This window comes from Christensenellaceae bacterium 44-20 (assembly GCA_041223705.1).
Lineage (GTDB): Bacteria > Bacillota > Clostridia > Christensenellales > Christensenellaceae > QANA01.
Genome location: JBCLQU010000002.1, coordinates 178,373 through 202,189 on the forward strand (window position 1 = coordinate 178,373; position 23,817 = coordinate 202,189).

The following is a 23,817-nucleotide window of genomic DNA, read 5'->3' on the forward strand; positions in this document are numbered from 1 at the left end:
TTTACTTGGAAAAATCGACATAATCGCACATGATGGAGAAGTAGTTCTTATAAACTTCGCCCGTCTCCTCGTCGTCGAGGTTGCGGATGGAAGCCTTATCTTCACCGCCGGCGATCTTCTTGATGATGCCGAGCAGAACTTCCTCATCCAGCGTGCCGTTGGTGCGGCCTTCGCAGAATTCGATGCCATATTCAACGCCAGCCTGAACCATCAGCATGTTGACCGGGATCGGCCAAGTGGACATTCTGCTTTCCTGGCCGACAGCTGTCAGCTTCTCTTTGATCTGGGAGAGCATGTAGTCGACGTCGCCCTCGTGGCCGGTAACATCGATGCTCAGCGCTGCGGGATAGCCGTGATACGGGCTCGGGCAGCACTGCTGCGGGAAGATAGCGCCCTGCTGGGAAATGGAGACGATAAGCGGCTCCATCATAGCGCAGTTGGTCGCGAAGAAAGCGGTATCCTTGCCGTATTTCTCAACCTGACGCGGAACGTCCTCCAGGATGAACTGCTGTGCGCCGGAGACGCCAGCGTCGCTGGTCGGGTCGGGAGCGTTGACATCGACATACTCCAGGCCAAGCTCCTGGCACTTCGCGATCATCTTCTCGCGGCGTGCGGCGATGGTGGAGTAGGAAAGGTGGCGTGCGAAGGAATAGTGGATGAACGTCTTTGCGCCCATATCAGCAGCCTTCTGAACAATGGCATCGCCCGTCAGAATCTCCTCGATGGAAAGGATGATATCCGCCTTGCTGGAGATGACGCCGGGATCCTCGCCGGGAACACCGCAGATGATCAGGATGTCGGGGCGGGTCTCGCGCACCTTATCGATGGCAGCGGAAGCGCCGGGGATGGCCTGAACAAATACGATGACCTTCACTTCCGGATCCGAAGCCAGCGCAACGAGGTTAGCGATGACGGTTTCGGTCTCGGTTGTAAAGTTGTCGGGGTAGGTTGCGGTAATGACATTGTCATAGGTCGCAGCCATTTTCTGAGCAGCCTGATATTCCTCTTCGCCCTGGGAGACAGTGCCGGTGTAGATGGCGATCTTATAGGGCTCGGCATCGCCTTGGCTGTCGTCCGGAGTGTTTGCGGATTCAGAAGGCTCGTTGCTCGGAGTTTCGGGGGCGCTGGAGCGGCATGCTGCAAACGAGAATACCATGACAAGCGCCAGAAGCAAACAAGTGAGTTTCTTCATCATTCTGGTTTTCCTCCAAATTATATTTTTGCGCATTTGCGCAAAGAATCAAAACAATATACCAAATAAAGGAAAAATATTTATTAGATATATAGCGTATCGTATCACAACTCGCAGAGTTTGTCCATAAAAAAACAAACTTTTGAGAAATTTTTCGTGAATAACTGCAATTTTGCGCGGAACAAAATGCGGGAAACGCCGATATAAAAGCAATAGCATCGCAAATTTTGCATGTTGGGAAATGAAAAAATGCAGAATGAGGGCGAGCCATAAAAACGCGCTTATCAAATAGGGAGGTGTTTTGCCGCCCGGCGCATCCATAAAAACAAAAGGCCTCCCGTGGGAAGCCTTTTGTTTTTATTGGGCAAATAAATTACTGCGCCATTGCGTCGAACAGCTCGACCTGCGCCTCATAGCCCTTGCGGTAGAGTTCCAGGATCTTCTTGTATTTCTCGTGGTTCTCCATGTTGGGCGTATTGTGCGCGCTGATGGCATGGAACTTGCGGACAGCGCTGTAATCCTCGTAAATGCCAAGGGCAATGCCGCCCATGATGGCCGCGCCGACCGTGGCGACTTCATCCATGTATTTGAGGGTTACCAGCTCGACGCCCATGATATCCGAGAAAATCTGGCGGACCACATCGCTCTTGGCCAGGCCGCCGACCATGGTGAGCTTTTTGAAATCGTAGTGCTCGCGGATGCCTTCCAAAATCAGGGCGATGTTGAAGCCGATACCCTCGACCACTGCGCGCAGCAGGTCTGCACGGGTGTTGGCCAGCGTGATGCCAAGGAAAGAGCCCTTTGCCTTGGGGTTATAGAACGGGTCGCGCTCGCCTTTGAGCAGCGGGAGGAACAGAACGCCGTTTGCCCCCAGAGGAGCCGAGGCGACTTCCTCGTTGATATAGTCGTATGCGCTCTTGCCGTTTTCCTCTGCCAGCTTCTGCTCGATTTTGCACAGCTCGTTTTTCACCCAGCCATAGGCCGAGCCCGAAGCCATGGTCATGCCGCCCATCATGCTGGCGCCTTCAGGCAGATAGCTGGAGTGATAGCCAACGCCTTCTTTTGCCGGGACGACGGCGCTGATGCCGGCGGAAGAACCGCCCGTCAGGCAGGCATCGCCGATGCCGATGTTGCCCGCGCCGATGGAGGAGCAGGTCGCGTCGCCCGTGCCGATGACCAGCTTGGTGCCCGGGAACAGGCCGCACTGCTCGGAAAGCGCGCCGCTGGGAACTTCGCCGACGATATCCGTGCAGGCATGAAGCTCTGGCATCATCTCTTCCGTGATGCCGGCGGCCTTGAGGCAGTCCTCGCTCCAGATGCTCTGGGCGAGATCCAGCGTGCCCATGCTGTTGGCCATGGAATATTCGCAGACGAAGCTGCCCGTCAGGCGAAGGATGATATAGTCGCTGGGGGTTGCCAGCATTTTATAGGTTTTTGCAAACGCTTCGGGGCGGTTGCGCTTGAGCCAGAGAAGCTTGGGCAGGCTCTGCTCGGTGCGCATGATGCCCTCGCCGCCATACGTCAGATACTGCTCCGGGATGAGCTCTGTCAGCTCGTTGGCCTCTTTTTCCGCGCGCATATCCTGCCAGATGATGGCCGGGTAAGTCGGCTTGCCGTCTTTATCCACGGGAATGCAGTTGGGGAACGTGCCGTCGAAGGAGACGCAGAGTACGTTTTTGATATCGATGCCCTTGAGCAGCTCCCGGTTGCCCGTGCAGAATGCGTTCCACCAATCCTCGGGATCCTGTTCTGCCCAGGTGGAATTGGAGTGGTTGGTGTGGTAGGGAGTGGTGATGGTGCTGATAAACTGGCCATCTGTGTTGAAAAGGGACGCCTTATCGGCGCTTGTGCCGAAGTCATGCGCCAAGATGTACTGTTCCATGATGTTTTCCTCTCATTATTTATTTTTTTCCAGATTTTTTATATATTCGCGATCGCCGGCTGTTTTCCTTTTTTTGAGCGGTTATTTCATAAAAAAAGTGCGGGCCTCATAGGATCTACAAACACCGTAAAAGGGGACGGAACAATGAAGGCTTATATAGAGGAGAGAGTGCTGGGCATTGCAAACTATATTCTCGAGACGGGCGCGACAGTGCGCAGCGCCGCCGGCAAATTTAAAATCAGCAAATCCACCGTGCACAAGGATGTAACCGAGCGGCTGGGAGAGCTCAACCCGGCGCTGGCCCGGCAAGTGCGCCAGGTGCTGCAGAAAAATATGGATGAGCGCCATATCCGCGGCGGCGAGGCCACCAGAAAGCGCTACTGCCAGCAGGCATAGGCCGGCGGGATGCAGAGCGGCCGGCTCTGTTGCTGCGCACAGCGGCAAAAAGACAGACAAGCGCCGGGCATACGGGCGCGCAAAATAATAAAAAAGCAAGGCAGCCATGATTTGGCCGCCTTGCTTTGATTGCATTATTGCCGGACAGCCTCGCGCCAATAGCGGAGCGTGTCGCCCAGCGTCTGTTCCAGGGGAACGGCTGGCTCCCAGCCGGTATCCCGCTGGAGTCTGGAAATATCCGCCTCGATGATGGGAATATCCACAGGCCGCAGACGCGCCGGATCCACCTGCACGGTGATCTGCGCGGAGGCGATTTTTTGAAGCGCAGAAATTGCGTTGGCCTTTCCGTTTCCTACATTAAAATAAAGAGCGATGCGGTGAATTGCTATTCGATCTGCAATTCGGGGGCAGGCCAAAGTTTTGGGGATATGTAACGGCTTTGTAAAGAAATGGAGAACATGCGAAAAAATCTACAAGTTAGACACAGCTCCGGGCAGAAATACGCTTGAAAATTATCGCGCGATATATTATCATTAAAAAGGAGCACGATACAGTCTTTGCGCGGCTCGCAGATGAGATTTAGGAGAGTAACACATGGGTTTGTTTGAATATAACGATGTCGGTATCGATTTGGGCACGGCAACCGTGCTCGTATATGTAAAAGGAAAAGGAATTGTGCTGCGGGAGCCCTCGGTTGTCGCGGTAGACCGGACCAACGGCCAGATGGTCGCCATCGGCGAAGAGGCGCGGGTCATGCTGGGAAGAACGCCGGGCAATATCGTGGCAGTCCGCCCGCTGAGAGACGGCGTCATCTCCAATTTCCACGATACCGAGCGCATGCTGCGCTATTTCCTGCGCAAGGTGCTGGGGCGCAGGCTGTTCTTCAAGCCAAAGGTCATTGTCTGCGTGCCAAGCGGCGTTACGGAAGTGGAGAAGCGCTCCATCATCGAGGCGACGGAAGATGCCGGCGCGCGGCACGTCTGCCTGATGGAAGAGCCGATTGCCGCGGCTATCGGCGCGGGGCTGGATATCGGCCAGCCTGTGGGCCAGATGGTTGTGGACGTGGGCGGCGGCACGACGGATATCGCCGTCATCTCCCTGGGCGGCGCGGTTATCAGCGGCTCCATCAAGTGCGCGGGCGATAAGTTCGACGAGGCGATGATCCGCTATGTCAAGAAAAAATACAACATGATCATCGGTGAGCGCACGGCGGAGGATGTCAAAATCAACATCGGCTCGGCGTTCCCGAGAAAAGAAGAAGCGTATATGGAGATTACCGGCCGCAACCTGATCTCCGGCCTGCCCAAGACGGTAACCATCAGCTCCAACGAGACGATTGAAGCTTTCCGCGAACCGCTCAACCTGATTATGGAAAAGGTGCACAGCATTCTGGAGCGGACGCCCCCGGAGCTCGCGGCGGATATCGCGGAGAACGGCATCTGCATGACGGGCGGCGGCTCGATGCTCTATGGGCTGGATCGGCTGCTGGCAGAGCGCTGCAAAATTCCCTGCTATGTGGCAGACGATGCGGTCTCCTGCGTCGCCATCGGCGCGGGCAAGGCGCTGGAGCATATCGATATGTATGCCGGCAACTCGGTTTACGACTATAAGCGCGGCGATTACTACGATAACTATTAAGCAAAATGCGGCCCCGGATTTTCCGGGGCTTTTCTATCAGAAAAACGCGGCATGGCCGCAGGAGGAAGCATGGAAGAGCTCTATTCCCCCAAAGTGATCAGCGAATTGCTGAAAAAATATCAGCTGGCTCCGCTCAAAAAGCTGGGGCAGAATTTTTTGCGGGATGAAAATATCGTAAGTAAAATTGCGGAAGCGGCTGTGCGGCCGGGGGAGAATGCGCTGGAAATTGGGCCGGGGCTGGGTGTGCTGACCCAGGCGCTGGCGCGGCGGGCGAAAAAAGTCGTGGCGGTGGAAATCGATAAAGGCATGGTGCAGGTGCTTTCCCAGACGCTGGAGGGGCTAGGGAATACCCAGGTGCTCTGGCAGGATTTCCTCAAGGCGGATTTGCAGGAGATCGCCCGGGAACATTTTGGCGGCGAGCCGTTTGCTGTGGTGGGAAACCTTCCATATTATATTACCAGCAAATGCCTGCTGGCTGTACTGGAGGCGCAAGCGCCGGTTCTGCGGTTTACGGCCATGGTGCAGAAGGAAGTGGCAGAGCGGCTGATGGCAGGGCCCGGCGACGCGAACTACGGCGCGATTACGGCCTCTGTGGCATACTATGGGCGCGTTCAGCAGCTGTTCACGGTTTCGCGCAATTGCTTTTTGCCCGCGCCGGATGTGGATTCGGCGGTGATTGGCATAGAGCCAAAGGCGCAGTTTGGCGTGCCGCGGGAGGATTACACGAAAATCGTCCGCGGGCTGTTTGCCCAGCGGAGAAAAACATTGCAGAACAACATGAAAAATTCCCTGCAAATGAAAAATGACGAAATCCAACTTGCGTTAGAAAAAGCCGAAATCCCAGCAAATTCCAGAGCAGAAAACCTGTCGCCGCAAGATTTTGCAAAATTGGCAGAAATAATTTGCAAAAACAAATAAAATATTTTTTTGAAAAAAAGAGGAAAAAAGGAAAGCACGGCGAATCTTTATAATTAGCCAAGTTTGGCATAATTTTGCCAAATGAACTAGTTTCACTACAAATTTGGAGGTTTGAAATGTCAACAAAACAATTCTATGATCTCTCCGAGATTAAGGCAGGCTCCTATTTTAACAACTTTAAGACGATCATCGAGACGCCTTTTTACGGCAACAATGTCTACGAAGTAGAGACTCCTGCGGAGGCTTATAAGCTGGCCGCAAACGCACCTGGCACGGTTGTAACGGATATGCCCATTTTTGGCGCAGACAAAGTTGGCCTGCCCAAGGATGCGACGGTTCTGGTTTTCAACGACGGCAGCGTTCAGGGCCGCTGCGCAGCAGCGCGCCGCATCATCGGCGAGCCGGGCGTAGATGCAGATTCCCTGCAGAAGATCATCCGCGATGCCATTTTCGATACGAAAGACAAAAATATGCTGAAGACCTCCGCATACGTTGGCCTTTCCCCCGAATTCATGGTCAAAGCGCACCTGATGATCCCGGATACCTTTGCAAACTCCCTGCTTTCCTGGATGCTCAACTTCCAGTACTGCAACGAAGTTTATAACCAGATGTATGAGCAGTCCAAGGTCATCGAGGGTGAGCCGGATATCTATGTGTTTGCAGACCCGGAGTGGTCTCACCCGGATTTCCCGCTGGGCCTCTCGCTCTTCGACCCGCAGCATAACGTCGCCTGCGTGCTGGGCATGCGCTACTTCGGCGAGCTCAAGAAGGGCACGCTGACGCTGGCCTGGGGCATTGCCGGCAGACACGGCTGGTGCTCCTGCCATGGCGGCCAGAAGCGCTACAACCTGCCTGGCGGAAAGAAGTTCGTCTCGGCTGTGTTTGGCCTTTCGGGCTCTGGCAAATCCACCATCACCCACGCCAAGCACGACAATAAATATGACGTTACCGTTCTGCACGACGACGCGTTCGTCATCGATACGGGCGACAAGACGGTTTCCGTCGCGCTGGAGCCGGCTTACTTCGACAAGACGCAGGATTACCCCGCAGGTTGCGAGGACAATAAATTCCTGATGACCGTTCAGAACAACGGCATTACCGTGGATAAAGACGGCAAAATCGTCATCGTTCCGGAGGATATCAGAAACGGCAATGGCCGCGCCGTTAAGAGCCGCCTTTGGAGCCCCAACCGCGTAGACCTCTTCGAGGAGCCGGTGAACGCGATTATCTGGCTGATGAAAGACCCGACGCTCCCGCCGGTTATCAAGATCGAAGATCCGGTCGTCGCTTCGGCCATGGGCGCAACGCTGGCCACCAAGAGAACGACGGCAGAGCGCCTGGCCCCGGGCGTAGACCCCAACGCGCTGGTCGTCGAGCCGTATGCGAACCCGTTCCGCACCTATCCGCTGGAGATGGATTACCTCAACTTCAAGAAGCTGTTTGAGGAGAAGAATGTCTCCTGCTACATCTTCAACACTGGCTCCTTCATGGATAAGAAGGTAACCAAAGAGATGACGCTGGGCAGCCTGGAGCAGGTTGTAGAGGGAACGGCTTCCTTCAAGCCTTTCGGCAAGATTGAGGGCTTCTCGTATCTGCCTGTGGAAGGCATGGAGCCGGATTTCTCGGATGCTTCCTATGCAGAGCAGGTCGCGGCACGCATGAACGACAGAGTCGAGTTCATCAAATCCAGAGACGAGGCCAAGGGCGGCTATGATAAACTGCCGGCAGAGGTTCTGGAAGCGATGAGCAAAGTCGCAGAGCAGGCCAAGAACTAACCGGATAAACAAAAAAGGATGCGGGCATTCGCATCCTTTTTTTCGTTGCTTTGGAAGAGGCATAAAAAGAGCAGGAGAAGTTCACTCCTGCTCTTTTGGCATTGCTGCAAGGCCGGTTTACGCCCGGCTGTATTCCAGCTTGCCGCGGATATACGTCTGGCTGAGCTGCAAATCGTCCGTAAGCAGCAAAAAGTCTGCCGCCGCGCCTACGGCGATTCTGCCGATATGCGCGTTGCCGATGGCGTTCGCAGCGTTGAAGGTGCCCAGCCGAAGCGCTTTGCAGAGCGGAATTTTCATGATATTGACCAGATTGCGCACGCCTTGCAGAACGCAGATGGTGGAGCCGGCCAGCCGGCCATCCTCCAGCCGCGCCACAGAGTCCTTGACGATGACTTTGCTGCCGGCCAGGCTGAAGATGCCGTCGCCCATCTGGGAGGGCTCCAGCGCATCTGAGCAGATGAAGGTTTTTTCAAAGCCCTTGGCCTTCATGATCAGCCGGGCGGCGTAGACGTTGATATGCTGCAAATCCGGAATGAACTCGCAGATGATGCGGTCGTCCGTCAAGACGACGCCGATGCTGTTCTCCTGGCGGTGGTGCACGGGGTAGAAGCCGTTGAAAGTGTGCGTCGCGATGCTGACGCCCTTGCTGATGGCCTCCTCCATCTCCTTTGCCATGGAATCCGTATGCGCCGCCGAGACCACGATGCCCTTTTGCGCCAGATAGGAAACCAGCTCCATGCCGCCCGGCTTTTCCGGGGCAACCGAGACTCTGGCGATGACGTCTTCATGCTCGCCCACCATTTTCTGATAGTTTTCCATGGTTGGGTCCTGTAAAAGCGGGATGGCGTGCGCGCCGCGGTTATCCAGCGCGAAGAAGGGACCCTCGATATGCGCGCCCAGAATGCGGGTGCCGCTCTGCCCTGCCATCTCCTGCTTCACTTCCGAAAGGAAGGAATGGATGTGCTCGAAGGTATCCGTGGCGTTGGTGGGGCAGAAGGAAGTCGTCCCGACGGAGGGCAGATGCCGGCGCAAATGCGCTGTGCCGCCTGGCTCCAGCACATCTCTGCCAAAACTGCCATGGATATGCAGGTCGACAAAGCCGGGGCAGAGAATCTGGCCTTTGGCATCCAGCGCATCGGGATCGTCGCAGGAATCGTACATCTCCGCGATGATGCCGTTTTCATAGCGCAGGGCGGTAACGGGAATGAAATCCTCGCCGTTAAAGATGCGGGCGTTTTTAATCTTGGGCATAAAAACCTCCTATGAAGTTTGAAATGGATATTCCCATTATACTATTTTCCTCGGAAAAGCGGAAGGGGGAAAACGCCTTTTTCGGGAGAAGCTGGTGATTTTCCAAGTAAGTTTTGATATACTGGGGGAGAAAGAAAGCGAGGAATGAGTGATGAAAAAACTTGGAAAGATTTTGGCAGGGATTTGCGGCGTTCTTTATTTGGCGGCGGCTGTGGGCTGTGCCGCAAAAAAGGAGCCGGTTACGGCCGCGGAGTTTTCCCGGCGCATGGAGCAGGAGGGGTATTCCATACTGGACGCGACAGATCAATTGGACGGCCAGGTTCTGAGCGTGACTTTGGCGGTAGAGCAGAGCGGGGCATACCAGATCGAGTTTTTTGAAGTGGAAACAGAGCAGCAGGCGAAAATCGCCTTTGAGCAGAATAAGGCGGCGTTTGAATCCGAAAGCGGGCCGGCCTCTTCCAGATACGAAAACAACGGCCTCAATTTCAGCGTCTATGCGCAGACTTCAAATGGAAAATACAGCTATGTTTGCCGGGTGGGGCAGACGTTTGTCTATGCCAACGTCCCCGAACAAAATAAGGATGCGGTCAAAAGCGCCATCAAGGGCTTGGGATATTAGGAAGATGGGCGGCGTGGTGCGATGGGGCAGATAGTTTTAATCACGGGCGGCAGTTCGGGCATTGGCGACAGCGTGGCGCGCATACTCGCGGCAGACGGCTGCCGGGTTTACGAGATGAGCCGAGGGGAGAGCGCGCCTATAGACCGCGTTCATATTAAGGGAGATATAACCTCGGGGCAGGATGTGGAGAGAACGGTAGAATATGTGATAAAAAAGGAAGGGCGCATCGATATTCTCATCAACAACGCCGGTTTTGGCATTTCCGGCGCCGCGGAGTTTACGGATATGGAGGACGCGGCGCGGCAGATGGACGTCAACTTTTTGGGCATGGCGCGCATGTGCCGGGCGGTTTTGCCGCATATGCGAAAAAACGGGCGGGGCAGGATTCTCAACCTGAGCTCGGTGGCGGCGGCAGTCCCGATCCCGTTTCAGGCGTTTTATTCGGCCTCCAAGGCGGCAGTCAATGCCTATAGCCTGGCGCTGGCAAACGAAGTGCGGCCCTATGGGGTTTCGGTCTGCGCGGTGATGCCGGGGGATATTAAAACTGGGTTTACTGCCGCGCGCAAAAAGCAGAGCGCTGGAGATGAGGCCTATGGCGGGCGGATTGGCCGCTCTGTGGCCAAGATGGAGCGGGATGAGAGAGAGGGCATGGAGCCTGCGGCCGCGGGGCGCATCATTGCGAGGATCGCGCGCAGGAGGAAGGTGAAGCCGCTCTATGCCATCCGGGTGGATTATCAGGCGATTGCGCTGCTGGCGCGGCTCTTGCCCGCAAGATTGCTGAACTGGCTGGTTTATCAGCTCTATGCCAGATGACGGCGCAAAAAAAGCAGGGTGCAAAGCAACCGATGTTTTACACCCTGCTTTTTTGATGCGGGAAATCAGCGGCCGGAGGGCAGCTTATCCCAAAGATGGTAGCTGCCCGTATTGCGGATGGCGGCCAGCATACTCTCCTTCACCTTGGGGTTATAGGTCAGCAGGTGCTCCAGCAGATTCCGGGCATCCTTGCGCTTAGTAATGCCGTCCACCGGGCAGGGGTTTTTGACCACCGGCAGTTTGAGCGCGCGCACCTGGCCGACGATCTCCTTTTCGGGCAGATAGATGAACGGGCGGATGAGGGTGATATCCGCGCGGCTCATATACGTTACCGGCGAAAATACGCCGAGCTTGCCCTCGTAGATCATGCTCATGAGCAGGGTTTCCAGCAGATCCTCCTGGTTATGGGCAAAGGCGGCCTTGTTGCAGCCAAGGCGTGCCGCCGCCTCATAAAAAGCGCCTTTGCGCATCTTGGCGCAGAGCGAGCAGGGGTTTGGCTCTTTGCGGATATCAAAAACCACCTGGGCAATATCCGTCTTTTCCACGTGGTAGGCGACGCCGATGCTTTGCAGGAAATCACGGATGGGCGCGGTATCAAAGCCCTCAAAGCCGAGATCGACCGTTACGCCAAAGAGCTCGTAGTCTATCTTCATATAGCGGCGGTAGAGCGTCAGCGCATAGAGCAGGAGGATGGAATCCTTGCCGCCCGAGACGCCCACAGCAATTTTATCGCCGCTTTTTATCATATCAAATTCTTCGCAGGCCCGGCGCAGGCACCCAAGCACTTTTTTCATATGGAAATTCCTTTCATTCGCGGAGGTTTCGGGCAAACACAGATGCCTGCCGCCGCATTTTTGCTGAATTTTAGTATAATATGTCTGTTTGCTCTTTGCAAGCCGGCCGCTCTGTGATATAATCAGATCACTCATCAAGAGTGGCGGAGGGACAGGCCCTGTGAAGCCCGGCAACCGGAGGAGATTCGGTGCCAAATCCTGCGGCGCAAGCTGAGAGATGAGGCCAGAGAGCAGCTTGTGCCTCGCCGCGAAAGTGCGGCGGGGTTTCTTTCTATTTTGGAGGTTCTTATGAACAGACTTTTCACATCGGAATCCGTAACCGAAGGGCATCCGGATAAAATCTGCGACCAGATCTCGGATGCAGTGCTGGATGCCATTCTGGAGCAGGACAAGCAGGCCAGAGTCGCCTGCGATACGGCGGTGAACACCGGGCTGGTGCTCGTCATGGGGGAGATTACTACGAGCGCATATGTGGATATCCCCAAGATCGCCCGGGATACCATCCGCAAAATCGGCTATACTGGCGGGGCATCCGGCTTTGATGCAGATGCCTGCGCCGTGCTCACCAGCATCGACGAGCAGTCGGCGGATATTGCCATGGGCGTCAACGAAGCGCTGGAGACCCGGGGAACGGGCGCGCGGGAGACGGGCGCGGGCGATCAGGGCATGATGTTTGGCTATGCCTGCCGGGAGACGGCGGAATATATGCCGCTGCCCATCGCCGCGGCACATGCGCTGACAAAGCGTCTGGCGCAGGTGCGCAAAGAAAAGATTCTGGATTTTCTCATGCCGGACGGCAAGAGCCAGGTCAGCGTGGAATATGAGAACGGCAGGCCAAAGCGCATCGATACCATCGTCGTCTCTTCCCAGCATCTGGATATTCCCGTGGAGCGCGTGCGGGAGGGGATCATCGAGGAGGTCATCCTGCCCACCATCGATCCAAAGCTCATAGACAATAAGACGCGGATTTTGGTCAACCCCACGGGCCGGTTCGTCATCGGCGGGCCCAGAGGCGATTCGGGGCTGACTGGCCGCAAGATCATCGTGGACACCTACGGCGGCTATGCCCGGCATGGCGGCGGCGCGTTTTCCGGCAAAGACCCGACGAAGGTGGATAGAAGCGCGGCCTATGCGGCGCGGTATGTCGCCAAAAACATCGTGGCGGCAGGGCTGGCCGAGCAGTGCGAAATAGAGCTGGCCTATGCCATCGGCGTGGCGCAGCCGGTTTCGGTTCTGGCCGATACTTACGGTACGGGCAAATTCAGCGATGAGAAGCTGGCGGAGATCATCCGGCGCAATTTCGATCTGCGCCCGGGCAGCATCATCGAGGATTTGCATTTGAGAGAGACAAAGTTCTGCCCCACGGCGGCCTACGGCCACTTTGGCCGGGCAGATCTGGATTTGCCCTGGGAGCGGCTGGAGCGCGTGGCGCAGTTAAAAGAGGAGAAGTAGAGCATTGTCCTATGTGGAGGGAACGGTTGCGGATATCGTCTACCGCAACGAAGAAAACGGATACACCGTGCTGGATCTGGATTGCGAGGGCAACCTTGTGGTTTGCGTGGGCAATATTCCGCTGATTCAGCCCGGGGAATACGTCCGTTTCTACGGCGGCTATACCACGCATAGGACATACGGCGAACAGTTTAAAGTAGTCAGCATGGAATCCAAAATGCCCGAAAGCGATGAGAGCATCGTGCTCTTTTTATCGGGCGGGCTCATCAAAGGCGTCGGGGAGATCATTGCCCGGCGCATTGTGGAGCAGTTCCATGCTGACTCTTTTTCGGTGATCGAAAATAACCCCAGGCGATTGGCGCAGATCAAGGGCATCAGCCCCAAGATGGCGGATAAGATTCACGAGCAGTATATGGGGCTTCAGACGATCCGGGGCGTCATTCTCTCGCTGCAAAATATGGGGCTTTCCATCAAGGAGGCCATGGCGGCCTACGAGGTTTATGGGCAAAGCGCCTCCTATCTCATCGAGAAGAACCCCTACCGGCTCATCGAGGATGTGCCGGGCATCGGCTTTATGAAGGCAGACCGCATCGCGGCCGAGATTGGCATGGAGGGCTATGCCAGCCTGCGGCTGGAGAGCGGGCTTGTGCATATCCTAAAGCTCAAGATGGAGGCGGGGCACACCTGCTTTCCCCTGGATGCGGCCGTCAAAGCGGCGGCGGAATTTTTGCAGGCCGAGCCGCAGGAGGTTTTGCAGGCGGCTGAGCGCCTGGCGGGCCGGGGCGCCCTTGCGGAAAATACATATAACGGCGTGCGGGCAGTGGCGCTCTCCACGGCATACCTGGCCGAATCCTATGCGGCCTACCGGCTGGTGCAGCTCTCCAAGGCAGTGCCCAAAATTGAGGTTTCGGGTGCGCTGGTGGAGAGCATTTTGAAAAGCGACGAGATGCTCTCGGAGGAGCAGGAGCGGGCGGTGATGCTGGCGGCATCCTGCCCGGTCTGCGTCATCACGGGCGGCCCGGGCACGGGCAAGACCACCATCCTAAACCAGGTGCTCACTATTTTCGAGAAGAGCGGCATCGTTACGGCGCTGGCGGCGCCCACCGGCCGGGCGGCGAAACGCATGGAAAAGGCGACGCTGCGTTCTGCCAAAACCATCCACCGGCTGCTGGAATTCGGCGCCCAGCCCGGAGAGGATATTTCCGAATACAGCCGCTTCGCCCGGGATGAGGATAATCCCGTGGAGGCGGATGCCGTCATCATCGACGAGACTTCCATGGTGGATATTTTCCTGCTCAAAAACCTGCTGGCGGCGCTGGAGCCGGGCACGCGGCTGATTCTGACGGGAGACAGCGACCAGCTGCCCTCCGTCGGCCCGGGCAATGTGCTGAAAGACATCATCAGCAGCGGTCAGGTGCCTGTGGCGATCTTGAATGAAGTGTTCCGAAGCCAGGGCAACATTGCGCTGAACGCGCATAAAGTCAACCTGGGGGAGAGCATCGATCTCTTCTCCGCCGGGGACTTCCTCTTTCTGCCCACCAAAACGCCCGAAGAGGCGCTGGAGCGCACCATGCGCGTCTATCAGGAGCGGCTGGAAGAGGGCATCGCGATGGACGAGATCCAGATCATCTGCCCGGTGAAAAAGGGGACGATTGGCGTCTACAACATCAATAAGGAGATCCGCGAGCGGCTCAACCCCAGGCGGGTGGAAAAAAAGGAGCTGGAGTTCGGCGACACGGTTTACCGCGAGGGCGATAAAATCATGCAGACCGTCAACAACTACAACAAGGAGTGGTATCTGCAGGGGACGATGCGCGCGTTGACGGCAGGATCCGGCGCGTTCAACGGCGATATTGGCCGCATCCACAGCATCGATTCCGCGGAGCGCACGCTGGAAATCCTGTTCGACGACGACCGGCTGGCGCAGTACAGCCAAAACGAGCTTGCCGAGCTGGAACATGCCTATGCCGTTACCGTGCATAAGAGCCAGGGGAGCGAGTTCGACACGGTGATCCTGCCGCTCTTTTATGGCTACAGCGAGTTTCTCACGCGCAACCTGCTCTATACGGCCATCACCCGGGCAAAGCGCAAGATGATCCTCATCGGCAGCGAGCGTACCGTCGCGCACATGATCTCCAATGCCAGGGTTTCCCGGCGGTTTACGGCGCTGGATCACGAGATCCGTGCCCAGGCCGAGATGGTGGAAAAGCTGGCCGGGGGCAAGGAGAAGCAGGGAGATGAATGGGATGAACTGTTCCGGCTTTTGGAAGAAGATAAAGGGAACGGGCGCTGAACTGCTGGCCTTGGATGCTCATGCCTGCGCCGTGTGCGGCAGGGATATTCGCGAAGGCGCGGTTTGCAGAGACTGCGCGCGGCAGCTTGCCGAGGCTCGGATCCTGCGGGCCGAGCGGCTTTCGGGCATTCCGCTTTACAGCTGCTATCGCTATGATGCCTGCGTCCGGACAATTTTGCTTCGCTTTAAACTGAATCATTGCCCATGGCTTGCAGAGGACATCGGCGGGCAGATGGCATCTTTTCTGAGCTCCCGGGCGCTGGGCTTTTCCGCAGTAACCTTCGTTCCGCTGGCCAAGGGAAGGCAGCTCCAGCGCGGGTATAACCAGGCCGAGCTTTTGGCGCGGGAAATCGGCAAACAGCTTGGGATTCCCGTTTTGCCGCTGCTCAGGCGAACCAGAAAGACAAAAGTGCAGTCGCGCCTGGCGGCGGAGAAGAGGGTGGAAAATCTCAAAGATGCGTTTGGGCTGATAAACGGAGAGCAAAGACTAAGCGGCCAGCGCATTTTGCTGGTAGATGATATCGCGACGACGGGCACAACCGTTCTGCAATGTGCAAAGCCTTTGCAGAAAGCCGGCGCCAGCGTTTCGGCCATCGTCTTTGCCCGGGCATAGGGTGCGGCAAAATGACTCTTTTCTTTTGCGCGCCGGGCGGGTATAATAGAGATTGCCCATTCGCGCCAGGTCTGTGGTTGAAAGTCGATGCCAGTCGCAGGCAAAGCGATCCACGTAACCCGGCAAAATGCCGGTGATCATGGTGCGGTTTAGAAGTAAGTCCGCCCGGGAAACCGAGAGGGGCAGTAGTGGGGAGGCGCAGATGCCTTATGAGCGAACCCTCCAGGCGGCGAGTGTGGGGTCAAAAACCAGGTCAGCTGGCGCGATTGGGCGGTTTAAAAGAAAAGAGAGCGCACACGGGATGTGCGCTTTTTGTTTTGCAAAAATGAAGGAAGTGTAAAGGAAGGGAAAATGGGGCAGGATAATGAGGAGGGGATAGGGAACTATTATTTATCAGGGGAAACGCTGGTTTCCGGAAACAAGGAGGGTGTTTATGCGCACGGTTGTAAAGGGAAAAGGCATCGATATTTCGCAATACCTGAGAGAAAACGCAGAAAAGCGGGCGGCCAAGATGGACCGCTATTTCCGGGAAGAGACAGAGCTTTTGATTACGCTTTCCATCCAGAAGGCCAGGCACATCGCCGAAGTGATGGTCCCGCTGGAGGACGGCGTCATGCTGCGGGCAGAGGAGAGCAGCGGAGATATGTATGCGTCGGTGGATGCGGCGCTCAAAAAGCTGGAGCAGCAGATCCGCAGGCACAGGAAAAAGCTGGAGCAGCGCCTGCATGAGGGCGCGTATCAGCAGGAGCCGCTGTTTTTGGAGCAGGAATTGCCGGATGAGCAGGAGGAAGAAGGCAAAATCCTCCGCCGCAAGAGCTTCCCACTTCAGATGATGAGCGAGCAGGAGGCGGTTTTGCAGATGCAGCTTCTGGGGCACAGCTTCTTTGTGTTCTTATCTGAGCAGGGGCGGGTTTGCGTACTCTATCAGAGAAAAGACGGGGGCTATGGCCTGCTGGAGCCGGAGTACGATTAAATAGAAAGAGAAAAAAGAGAGCCGTTGGCTCTCTTTTTTGTTACGATATATCCTGCTCCACAAAGTGCACAGCATACCGATCCCAGTATCCGGAATAGACCGGGGCATCCGGCTGGGCGAGATTTAACTGATACATCCGAAAATGCACCAGCAGGTTTTTGGGCTGCCACTGCTCTTCATAGATATAGGCATACTGCATTCCCAGCCGCTGCATCACCTGCCCGCTGCGGGGGTTGGCGATATCGTGCGTCGCGGTGAGAAAGGGCAGCCCATCCTGCCGGAGCCGGGCGATGACTGCGCCGCCCGCCTCGGTGGCAAAGCCCTGATGCCAGAAATCCGAACGCAGGCCATAGCCGAAATCGTGCGCTTCTCCCATGCTCGCATGCACATAACCGATGGGAACATTATCCTGCTTTTGGCAGATGGCGTAGCGATAGCCCCGGGGCTTTTGGTATGCCGCGGCATACTGGCGCCAAAACAGCTCCTCGGCCTCATCCAGCGTTTTTAAGGGGAACCAGGGCAGGAACGTATTGGCCTGCTCATCCCGGTAAATCTCGAAAAGCGCGGGAATATCCTGCTGGGTAAACCGGCGCAGGATCAGCCGCTCTGTGAAAAGCTCTGGGGTGTTTTGCGGCATGGCCTTCTCCCGCTATTTCACGGAGATGACGTAGCTGTTTTCATAGCTCTCGCCGTCGCCCAGATGGATCATATCCCGCTTGGTCTCCAGCTCGTCGATCTCGCCGTCGTATGCCGGGACGCTGTACCAGGGCTCGATGCAGACATAGGGCGCCTGGGTTTTGGGCGCGTGCCAAAGCCCCAGGTAGTTCATATCCGGGTATTCCAGGCGCACGCTCTTTTCGCTCTTTTTGCTTTTGAGCGTGATGGCTTTGCACATCTTTTCCAGGACGATGGCGTCGTTATCGAACAGGTCGTGCCGCAGGGCCAAAATCTTGCCGCCCTCCAGCGCGAAGGGCGTGGAAGCGCGGGTGGTATAGCAGGTGGGGCTCATGGTGATGGCTCTTGCGGGCTTTTCGCAGTCGAACTCCAGGTAGTAATCCTCGAACGCCTCTCCCTCGCAGAGCGGGACGTTGAAGCCCGGGTGCCCGCCGACGGCGAAAATCATGGGCTCGCTGCCCTTGTTGGAGACCAGGAAAGTGGTCTTAACGCTGCTGCCTTCCAGCTGATAGCGCAGCTTCAGATCGAACTCGAAGGGATACTGCGCCCGGGAAGTCTCGTCTGCCGCCAGATGGAACGTGATGTGATCCGCCCCCTGTTCGGCGACTTCGAAAACCGTCTTGCGGGCGAAGCCGTGCAGGTTCATCTCGTACGTCTTGCCCTGGAAGGTATATTTGCCCTCGGTCAGCCGGCCGCAGATGGGGAAGAGATTGTAGGCCCGGCCACTCCAGTAGGTCTTGTCGCCCTGCCAGAGGTATTCCGTGCCGTCGCTTTTCGATTTTATGGATTGCAGCTCTGCGCCGAGATCCGAGATCTCCACGCGGATGCAATCGTTTTCGATTGTGTAAATCATGGGTGTTCTCCTTTGTTTTTGGGATAGCTTTAGTATAGCATTGCGCGCCCCCCTCTTCAAGCGGGATTTGGCCCGCGGCCTGGGCGAAATTCTAAATTTGTTTACATTACGCCCCGGCGGCGCATTGAATGTGCCCGGGCGAAATGATAGAATAGAATTGGCTTTTGCCCAAAATTTTGAAAAATGAGGAACATATGGGACTATTTCACCGGGAAGATAAATTTTTAAGAAACGCCAGAAAACAGGCGGATAAAGTGGAGATGCTTCGGGAGAGTTTTCAGAAACTTTCGGATGCGGAGTTGGCGGCCAAAACGCAGGAATACCGCGCCCGCTATCAGAGGGGCGAGAGCCTGGATGCGCTTCTGCCGGAAGTCTTTGCGCAGGTGCGGGAGGCCAGCCGCAGGGTGCTGGGGCTGGAGCACTACTACGTTCAGCTGCTGGGCGGCATCATTTTGCACAACGGGGATATTGCCGAGATGAAAACCGGCGAGGGCAAGACGCTGGTGGCGACGCTGGCCGCCTGCCTGAACGCGGTTTCGGGCAAGGGTGTCCATGTCGTTACTGTCAACGACTATCTGGCCAAGCGGGACAGCGAGTGGATGGGCAAGCTCTATCATTTCCTGGGCTATAGCGTCGGCCTCATCGTGCGGGATATGACGCCGGAAGAGAAAAAAGCGGCCTATGCCTGCGATATCACCTATGCCACCAACAACGAGCTGGGCTTCGACTACCTGCGGGATAATATGAAGGTCAGCCGGGAGGCGCTGGTACAGCGGGAACTGAATTATGCCATCATCGACGAGGTGGACTCCATCCTCATCGACGAGGCGCGCACGCCGCTGATCATCTCGGGCCCGGGTGAGAAGGGCACCGAGCTTTACGCCATCGCAGACGGCTTTGTCCGCAAACTGAAGGAAGAGCAAGACTACGTCGTGGATGAAAAGGCCAAGACGGTCAACCTGACGGAGGAGGGCACGGCCAAAGCCGAGAAGTATTTCAAAGTGGAAAACTTCGCGGATATGGAAAACCAGGAGATCAATCACCATGTCTACCAGGCGCTGCGGGCGCATAAGACCATGCGGCGGGATATCGACTACGTCGTCCAGAACGGCCAGGTGATCATCGTCGACGAGTTCACCGGGCGGCTGATGATCGGCCGGCGGTACAGCGACGGCCTGCACCAGGCCATCGAGGCAAAGGAGGGCGTAAAAGTCGAGCGGGAAAGCAGAACGCTGGCCACCATCACCTTCCAGAATTTCTTCCGCATGTATCAAAAGCTCTCGGGCATGACGGGCACAGCCAAAACCGAGGAAGCGGAGTTCGAGGGCATCTACAACCTGGCGGTTGTGCAGGTGCCCACGCACCGCCCCATGATCCGGGAGGATAAGAACGATATCATCCTGCCCACCATCAAGGCCAAGTTTGAGGCGGTCATCGAGGAGATCTGCCAGGTGCACGAGACCGGGCGGCCCATGCTGGTGGGCACGGTTTCCGTGGAAAACAGCGAGATTTTGAGCGCCATGCTAAAGCGCCGGGGCATCCGGCACGAGGTGCTCAACGCCAAGAACCATGAAAAAGAGGCGGGCATCGTGGCCCAGGCGGGCAAGTTTGGCGCGGTTACCATCGCGACGAACATGGCGGGCCGCGGCACGGATATTCTGCTGGGCGGCAACCCGGATTATATGGCCAAGAGCGAGATGCGCCGCAAGGGCTATGACGAAGATATGATCTACACCGCCTCCATGCATCTGGATACGAGCGATGAGGAGGTGCTCAAGGCCCGGGCGCTCTATCAAGAGTTATATGAAGGCTTTAAGAAGCAGACGGATGCCGAGCATGAGAAAGTTGTGGCGGCGGGCGGGCTGTATATCATCGGCACAGAGCGGCATGAATCCCGGCGCATCGATAACCAGCTGCGGGGCCGGAGCGGCCGGCAGGGAGACCCTGGCGCTTCCCGGTTTTATATCGCGCTGGAGGATGACCTCATGCGGCTATTCGGCGGCGAGCGCATTCGGATGATCATCGAAAAGCTATCCGGCGGCGAGGATATTCCGCTGGAATACGGCATGATGACCCGGCAAATCGAAAAGGCGCAAAAGCGCATCGAGGAGCGCAACTTCAAAGCCAGAAGCCAGGTGCTCAAATATGACGACGTCATGAATCAGCAGAGAGAGGTCATCTATGGCCAGCGCCGCAGCGTGCTGATGGGCGAGGATATCCGGCAGGCCATCGCCGGTATGCTGGATTCGGCTGTGGGCAATTTGGCGGATAGCTATTGCCCGGAGGAGCTTTCAGCGGGCGAGTGGGATTTGGAGGCGCTGAACCTGGCGCTGGCAAATCTCATCCCCCAGGCCTATTTTGCCCCGGTCTCGGCAGAGGATCTGAAAAAGAAACATGCAAAAGCGGCAAAAGAGCTGCTGTTGGAGCGCGCGCAGAAGGCATATGAGAAGAAAAGCGCCGAGCTGGAGAGCGAGGGGCTGGATATGCGGGAGATCGAGCGCGTCGTGCTGCTGCGGGAAGTGGACAGCAAGTGGATGGAGCATATCGACAATATGGATCAGCTGCGGGACGGCATCGGCCTGCGGGCATACGGCCAGATAGACCCGGTTGTGGCATATCAGAAGGAAGGCTTCGATATGTTCGACGAGATGATCGCCGCCATCCAGCAGGGGACGGTTCAGATGCTGTTCCGGGTTACGGTGAGAAGCAAGGTGGAGCGCGTGCAGACCATGCAGCCGCAGACGGCGACGCATGGCGGGCAGGGCGGCGAAAAGCCTGCTCAGCGGCATGTGGAGAAAAAAGTCGGCAGGAACGATCCCTGCCCTTGCGGCAGCGGCAAGAAGTATAAAAACTGCTGCGGGAAATAGGAGAGGGCAGCTTGCCGGCAGTTTAGAAAGCCGGGCGGCCGTCTATCATAAAGCTGTATCGCGCCAGATGGTGCAAAATGAAAAGAGGTGATTTCACATGATTTTATTGGAAGATTATGAAACTCGGCTGCAAGCGGCCAAAAACATGTTGAAAGAGGCAGGTGAGTCCCTTTGACCTGGCTGGGTTAGAGAAACAGCTTGCAGAGTACCGGGCGCAGATGGAAGCCCCGGGGTTTTGGGAAAATATTGAAAACGCCAATAAGGTAAACCGGGCGGTTCGCCCGCTGGAGAATAAGCTGCAAACCTACCGGAAGCTGGAAGGCGTTCTGGAGGATGGCGAGACGCTGGTTCTGCTGGCGGAAGAGGCGGCAGACGGCAGCCTGGATGAGGAGATCGTGCAGAGCGTGGAGCAGGCCGAGCGGGAGGTGGAGCAGTTCCATCTGGCGACGCTGCTCTCCGGCCAATACGATGCCAACAGCGCGATTCTCTCCCTGCATGCCGGCGCCGGCGGCACGGAGGCGCAGGACTGGACAAGCATGCTCTACCGCATGTATACCCGCTGGGCGGAGCGGCATGGCTATGCCGTCAAAGTGCTGGACTATCTGGACGGCGAGGAGGCGGGCATCAAGAGCGTGACGTTTTTGGTGGACGGCCTCAATGCCTATGGGTATCTCAAAGGGGAAAAAGGCGTGCATCGGCTGGTGCGCATCTCGCCTTTCGATTCCTCGGCGCGCCGGCATACCTCCTTTGCCTCGCTGGACGTCATTCCGCAGATCGAGGCGGATGAGGGAGATGTGGAAATCAATCCCGATGAGATTAAAATCGACACCTACCGCTCTTCCGGGGCGGGCGGCCAGCACGTCAATAAGACGGATTCGGCCGTGCGCATCACGCACCTGCCCACGGGCATCGTGGTGCAGTGCCAGAACGAGCGCTCGCAGGTGCAGAACAAAGAGGCCTGCATGAATATGCTGCGGGCCAAGCTGGTGGAACAGCGGGAGCGCAAGCTGGAAGAGGAGATGCAGTCCATCAAGGGCGAGATGAAGAAAATCGAATGGGGCAGCCAGATTCGCTCGTACGTGTTCCAGCCCTATACCCTTGTGAAAGATCACAGAACGTCTGCGGAATCCGGAAATATCGGGGCGGTGATGGATGGAGATCTCGATCTGTTCATCAACGCATACCTTGTGATGAGCTGAGGCAAACATGATATATGCAGTGATAATTTTTCTTGGAGTTGTGGCAGATCAGCTCTCTAAAATGTGGGCAGCGGAGCATCTGATGGCCAGCAGCCCACAGGTAGTTCCCGGGGTGCTGAGCTTTACTTATGTGGAAAACACGGGCATGGCCTTTGGCATGGGCAGCGGGATGACGGTTCTTCTCGCCATCGCGTCCCTAGTTTTGGCTATCCTGCTGGCGGCAGCGCTGATTCGCTACCGGGATAAAATCCATCTGCTTTCCAAAATCGCTTTGGCGCTGATGATCGCCGGGGCACTGGGCAATGTCATCGATCGGTTCTTCCTGGGATATGTGGTGGATTTTATCCGGTTCGATTTTGTGGAATTTGCGGTGTTCAACGTGGCGGATATCTGCGTTACGATGGGGACGATTTTCCTATTTATGTCGCTGATTTTTTTGGAATTCCAAAGCGAGGGGAAAGAGGCTTTGGCAGAGGGGGAAGAGAGAGATGGAGAAACTGACGAGCCAGGAAAAGCAGAGAGTGAAGCTGGAGCGCAAGATAGTGACGCTCAAGGAAAAGGAGATCTCCTATAGGGAGCAGATCGAAAAACTGGAGCAGAGCGTGGAGAAGAACCGGCGCAAGCTGGCGGATGCCCAGCTTCGGCGCGCAGAGCTGGAAACACAGCTGGCGGAGCTCTCGTAATGCAGGAGTTAAAGCTTTGCGCCGAGCGGGCATATAAGCGGCTGGACAAATTTTTGGCAGAGGCAGAGCCTTCGCACAGCCGCTCTTTTTATCAGAATCTTCTGGAAAAAGGAGCAGTTCTGAAAAACGGCAAGCCTGCCGGCGCCTCGGATGCCCTGCGGGCGGGAGACGAGGTGCTCGTGCGCATCCCGGATGCCCGGCAGATTTCGCTGGAGCCGGAGAATCTGCCGCTTTGCATTGTCTATGAGGATGCGGATATTGCCGTCATCGATAAGCCCAAGGGGATGGTCGTGCATCCCGCGCCGGGCAACGAGAGCGGGACGCTGGTCAACGCCATTCTCTATCATATCCGGGATCTTTCGGGCATCAACGGCGAAATCCGCCCGGGCATTGTGCACCGCATCGATAAGGATACGACGGGCCTGCTGGTCATCGCCAAAAACGACGCGGCGCATCAAAATCTCGCGGAGCAGATCGCCAAAAAGGAGGCGGCTCGCATCTATACCGCGCTTTGCTATGGAAACTTCCGGGAGGAGAGCGGGCAGGTAAACGCGCCCATCGCCCGGCATAAGGCAGACCGCAAGAAAATGGCAGTTGTCCCCGGCGGCCGAGAGGCTGTTTCGGACTGGCGGGTTTTGGAGCGTTTTATGGAGTATACTCTGCTGGAAGTTTCGCTGCAAACCGGGCGGACGCATCAGATCCGCGTGCATATGGCGCATATCGGGCATCCGGTTGTGGGCGATCCCGTCTATTGCCGCAAAAAGCCGCCTTTTGAGACCCAGGGGCAGATGCTGCATGCGGGAAGGCTCATGCTGACGCATCCGCGCACAGGCGAGCGCATGGAGTTTACAGCGCCCTTGCCCGCGTATTTTGAGGAAATTTTAAGCAAACTGCGGAAAAGGCAGAGATAGCGGCGCGCTGACGCCGCTTT

At 56.6% G+C, this 23,817-nt stretch carries 22 protein-coding genes and 1 riboswitch; of the genes, 15 read left to right on the plus strand and 7 right to left on the minus strand.

All coding sequences use genetic code 11. The features are described 5' to 3' along the window. Nucleotide 1 precedes the first annotated feature (1 nt). Both AALG83_07815 and AALG83_07820 read right to left on the minus strand, forming a co-directional pair. Entirely contained in the window at nucleotides 2-1,195 is a 1,194-nt protein-coding gene (locus AALG83_07815; protein ID MEY8383061.1) for a DUF3798 domain-containing protein, read from the minus strand. A gap of 370 nt (nucleotides 1,196-1,565) precedes the next feature. After that, nucleotides 1,566-3,074, minus strand: a complete 1,509-nt coding sequence (locus AALG83_07820) for an FGGY-family carbohydrate kinase (GenBank protein MEY8383062.1) — start codon at nucleotides 3,072-3,074, stop codon at nucleotides 1,566-1,568. A 144-nt stretch (nucleotides 3,075-3,218) separates the two neighbouring features. Between AALG83_07820 and spoIIID the strand changes: the two genes are divergently transcribed. Further along, complete coding sequence (gene spoIIID / locus AALG83_07825) at nucleotides 3,219-3,470, plus strand: sporulation transcriptional regulator SpoIIID (GenBank protein MEY8383063.1); 252 nt, start codon at nucleotides 3,219-3,221, stop codon at nucleotides 3,468-3,470. Between the two features lie 134 nt (nucleotides 3,471-3,604). Here spoIIID and AALG83_07830 read toward each other — a convergent pair whose 3' ends face one another. After that, a complete protein-coding gene (locus AALG83_07830; protein ID MEY8383064.1) occupies nucleotides 3,605-3,886 on the minus strand; it encodes a hypothetical protein in 282 nt (93 codons plus the stop codon). A gap of 178 nt (nucleotides 3,887-4,064) precedes the next feature. On the opposite strand from AALG83_07830, the gene mreB reads away from it, so the two are divergent. The 3 genes from mreB (at nucleotide 4,065) to AALG83_07845 (ending at nucleotide 7,801) form a co-directional block, all read left to right on the plus strand. Beyond that, the gene (mreB, locus tag AALG83_07835) at nucleotides 4,065-5,108 is read left to right on the plus strand and encodes a rod shape-determining protein MreB (GenBank protein ID MEY8383065.1); all 1,044 of its coding nucleotides are present in this window, start codon (nucleotides 4,065-4,067) and stop codon (nucleotides 5,106-5,108) included. Between the two features lie 69 nt (nucleotides 5,109-5,177). Next, entirely contained in the window at nucleotides 5,178-6,026 is an 849-nt protein-coding gene (gene rsmA, locus AALG83_07840; GenBank protein MEY8383066.1) for a 16S rRNA (adenine(1518)-N(6)/adenine(1519)-N(6))-dimethyltransferase RsmA, read from the plus strand. A 116-nt stretch (nucleotides 6,027-6,142) separates the two neighbouring features. Further along, nucleotides 6,143-7,801 carry a phosphoenolpyruvate carboxykinase (ATP) gene (locus tag AALG83_07845; protein MEY8383067.1) on the plus strand — a complete coding sequence of 553 codons (1,659 nt, stop codon included), beginning with the start codon at nucleotides 6,143-6,145 and terminating at the stop codon, nucleotides 7,799-7,801. 117 nt (nucleotides 7,802-7,918) lie between these two features. On the opposite strand, the gene nagA is transcribed toward AALG83_07845, so the two are convergent. Further along, entirely contained in the window at nucleotides 7,919-9,052 is a 1,134-nt protein-coding gene (gene nagA, locus AALG83_07850) for an N-acetylglucosamine-6-phosphate deacetylase (protein ID MEY8383068.1), read from the minus strand. Nucleotides 9,053-9,203: 151 nt separating this feature from the next. Here nagA and AALG83_07855 point away from each other — a divergent pair, with 151 nt between their 5' ends. Both AALG83_07855 and AALG83_07860 read left to right on the plus strand, forming a co-directional pair. Then, complete coding sequence (locus AALG83_07855; protein MEY8383069.1) at nucleotides 9,204-9,671, plus strand: hypothetical protein; 468 nt, start codon at nucleotides 9,204-9,206, stop codon at nucleotides 9,669-9,671. Between the two features lie 21 nt (nucleotides 9,672-9,692). Beyond that, nucleotides 9,693-10,484, plus strand: a complete 792-nt coding sequence (locus AALG83_07860; GenBank protein MEY8383070.1) for an SDR family NAD(P)-dependent oxidoreductase — start codon at nucleotides 9,693-9,695, stop codon at nucleotides 10,482-10,484. Between the two features lie 65 nt (nucleotides 10,485-10,549). On the opposite strand, the gene AALG83_07865 is transcribed toward AALG83_07860, so the two are convergent. Continuing rightward, complete coding sequence (locus tag AALG83_07865) at nucleotides 10,550-11,278, minus strand: ATP-binding protein (GenBank protein ID MEY8383071.1); 729 nt, start codon at nucleotides 11,276-11,278, stop codon at nucleotides 10,550-10,552. A gap of 128 nt (nucleotides 11,279-11,406) precedes the next feature. Beyond that, nucleotides 11,407-11,502: riboswitch (SAM riboswitch) on the plus strand. A gap of 64 nt (nucleotides 11,503-11,566) precedes the next feature. On the opposite strand from AALG83_07865, the gene metK reads away from it, so the two are divergent. The 4 genes from metK (at nucleotide 11,567) to raiA (ending at nucleotide 16,609) form a co-directional block, all read left to right on the plus strand. Next, a complete protein-coding gene (gene metK, locus AALG83_07870) occupies nucleotides 11,567-12,730 on the plus strand; it encodes a methionine adenosyltransferase (protein MEY8383072.1) in 1,164 nt (387 codons plus the stop codon). Nucleotides 12,731-12,743: 13 nt separating this feature from the next. Beyond that, the gene (locus AALG83_07875; protein ID MEY8383073.1) at nucleotides 12,744-15,023 is read left to right on the plus strand and encodes an ATP-dependent RecD-like DNA helicase; all 2,280 of its coding nucleotides are present in this window, start codon (nucleotides 12,744-12,746) and stop codon (nucleotides 15,021-15,023) included. Then, nucleotides 14,977-15,636 (plus strand): phosphoribosyltransferase family protein, encoded by a 660-nt coding sequence (locus AALG83_07880; GenBank protein MEY8383074.1) that lies wholly within the window; start codon nucleotides 14,977-14,979, stop codon nucleotides 15,634-15,636. The genes AALG83_07875 and AALG83_07880 overlap by 47 nt, the downstream gene beginning before the upstream one ends. 433 nt (nucleotides 15,637-16,069) lie before the next feature. Then, a complete protein-coding gene (gene raiA / locus AALG83_07885) occupies nucleotides 16,070-16,609 on the plus strand; it encodes a ribosome-associated translation inhibitor RaiA (protein MEY8383075.1) in 540 nt (179 codons plus the stop codon). A 40-nt stretch (nucleotides 16,610-16,649) separates the two neighbouring features. On the opposite strand, the gene AALG83_07890 is transcribed toward raiA, so the two are convergent. Both AALG83_07890 and AALG83_07895 read right to left on the minus strand, forming a co-directional pair. Next, nucleotides 16,650-17,246, minus strand: coding sequence for a GNAT family N-acetyltransferase (locus AALG83_07890; protein ID MEY8383076.1), 597 nt, complete (start codon nucleotides 17,244-17,246; stop codon nucleotides 16,650-16,652). A 12-nt stretch (nucleotides 17,247-17,258) separates the two neighbouring features. After that, nucleotides 17,259-18,137, minus strand: a complete 879-nt coding sequence (locus tag AALG83_07895; GenBank protein ID MEY8383077.1) for an aldose 1-epimerase family protein — start codon at nucleotides 18,135-18,137, stop codon at nucleotides 17,259-17,261. A 194-nt stretch (nucleotides 18,138-18,331) separates the two neighbouring features. On the opposite strand from AALG83_07895, the gene secA reads away from it, so the two are divergent. The 5 genes from secA to AALG83_07920 all read left to right on the plus strand — a co-directional run bounded on the left by secA (nucleotide 18,332) and on the right by AALG83_07920 (nucleotide 23,797). Further along, a complete protein-coding gene (gene secA, locus AALG83_07900) occupies nucleotides 18,332-21,004 on the plus strand; it encodes a preprotein translocase subunit SecA (GenBank protein MEY8383078.1) in 2,673 nt (890 codons plus the stop codon). Nucleotides 21,005-21,101: 97 nt separating this feature from the next. Beyond that, nucleotides 21,102-22,203 (plus strand): peptide chain release factor 2 gene (gene prfB, locus AALG83_07905; GenBank protein ID MEY8383079.1). Its coding sequence is split into 2 segments (ribosomal slippage): nucleotides 21,102-21,176 and nucleotides 21,178-22,203, totalling 1,101 coding nucleotides; the frame shifts between segments, so codons are not numbered across the junction. A gap of 7 nt (nucleotides 22,204-22,210) precedes the next feature. Next, a complete protein-coding gene (gene lspA, locus AALG83_07910) occupies nucleotides 22,211-22,777 on the plus strand; it encodes a signal peptidase II (protein ID MEY8383080.1) in 567 nt (188 codons plus the stop codon). After that, nucleotides 22,746-22,886 carry a hypothetical protein gene (locus AALG83_07915; GenBank protein MEY8383081.1) on the plus strand — a complete coding sequence of 47 codons (141 nt, stop codon included), beginning with the start codon at nucleotides 22,746-22,748 and terminating at the stop codon, nucleotides 22,884-22,886. Before lspA ends, AALG83_07915 begins: the two co-directional genes overlap by 32 nt. Continuing rightward, entirely contained in the window at nucleotides 22,886-23,797 is a 912-nt protein-coding gene (locus AALG83_07920; protein MEY8383082.1) for an RluA family pseudouridine synthase, read from the plus strand. Before AALG83_07915 ends, AALG83_07920 begins: the two co-directional genes overlap by 1 nt. Nucleotides 23,798-23,817: the final 20 nt, after the last annotated feature.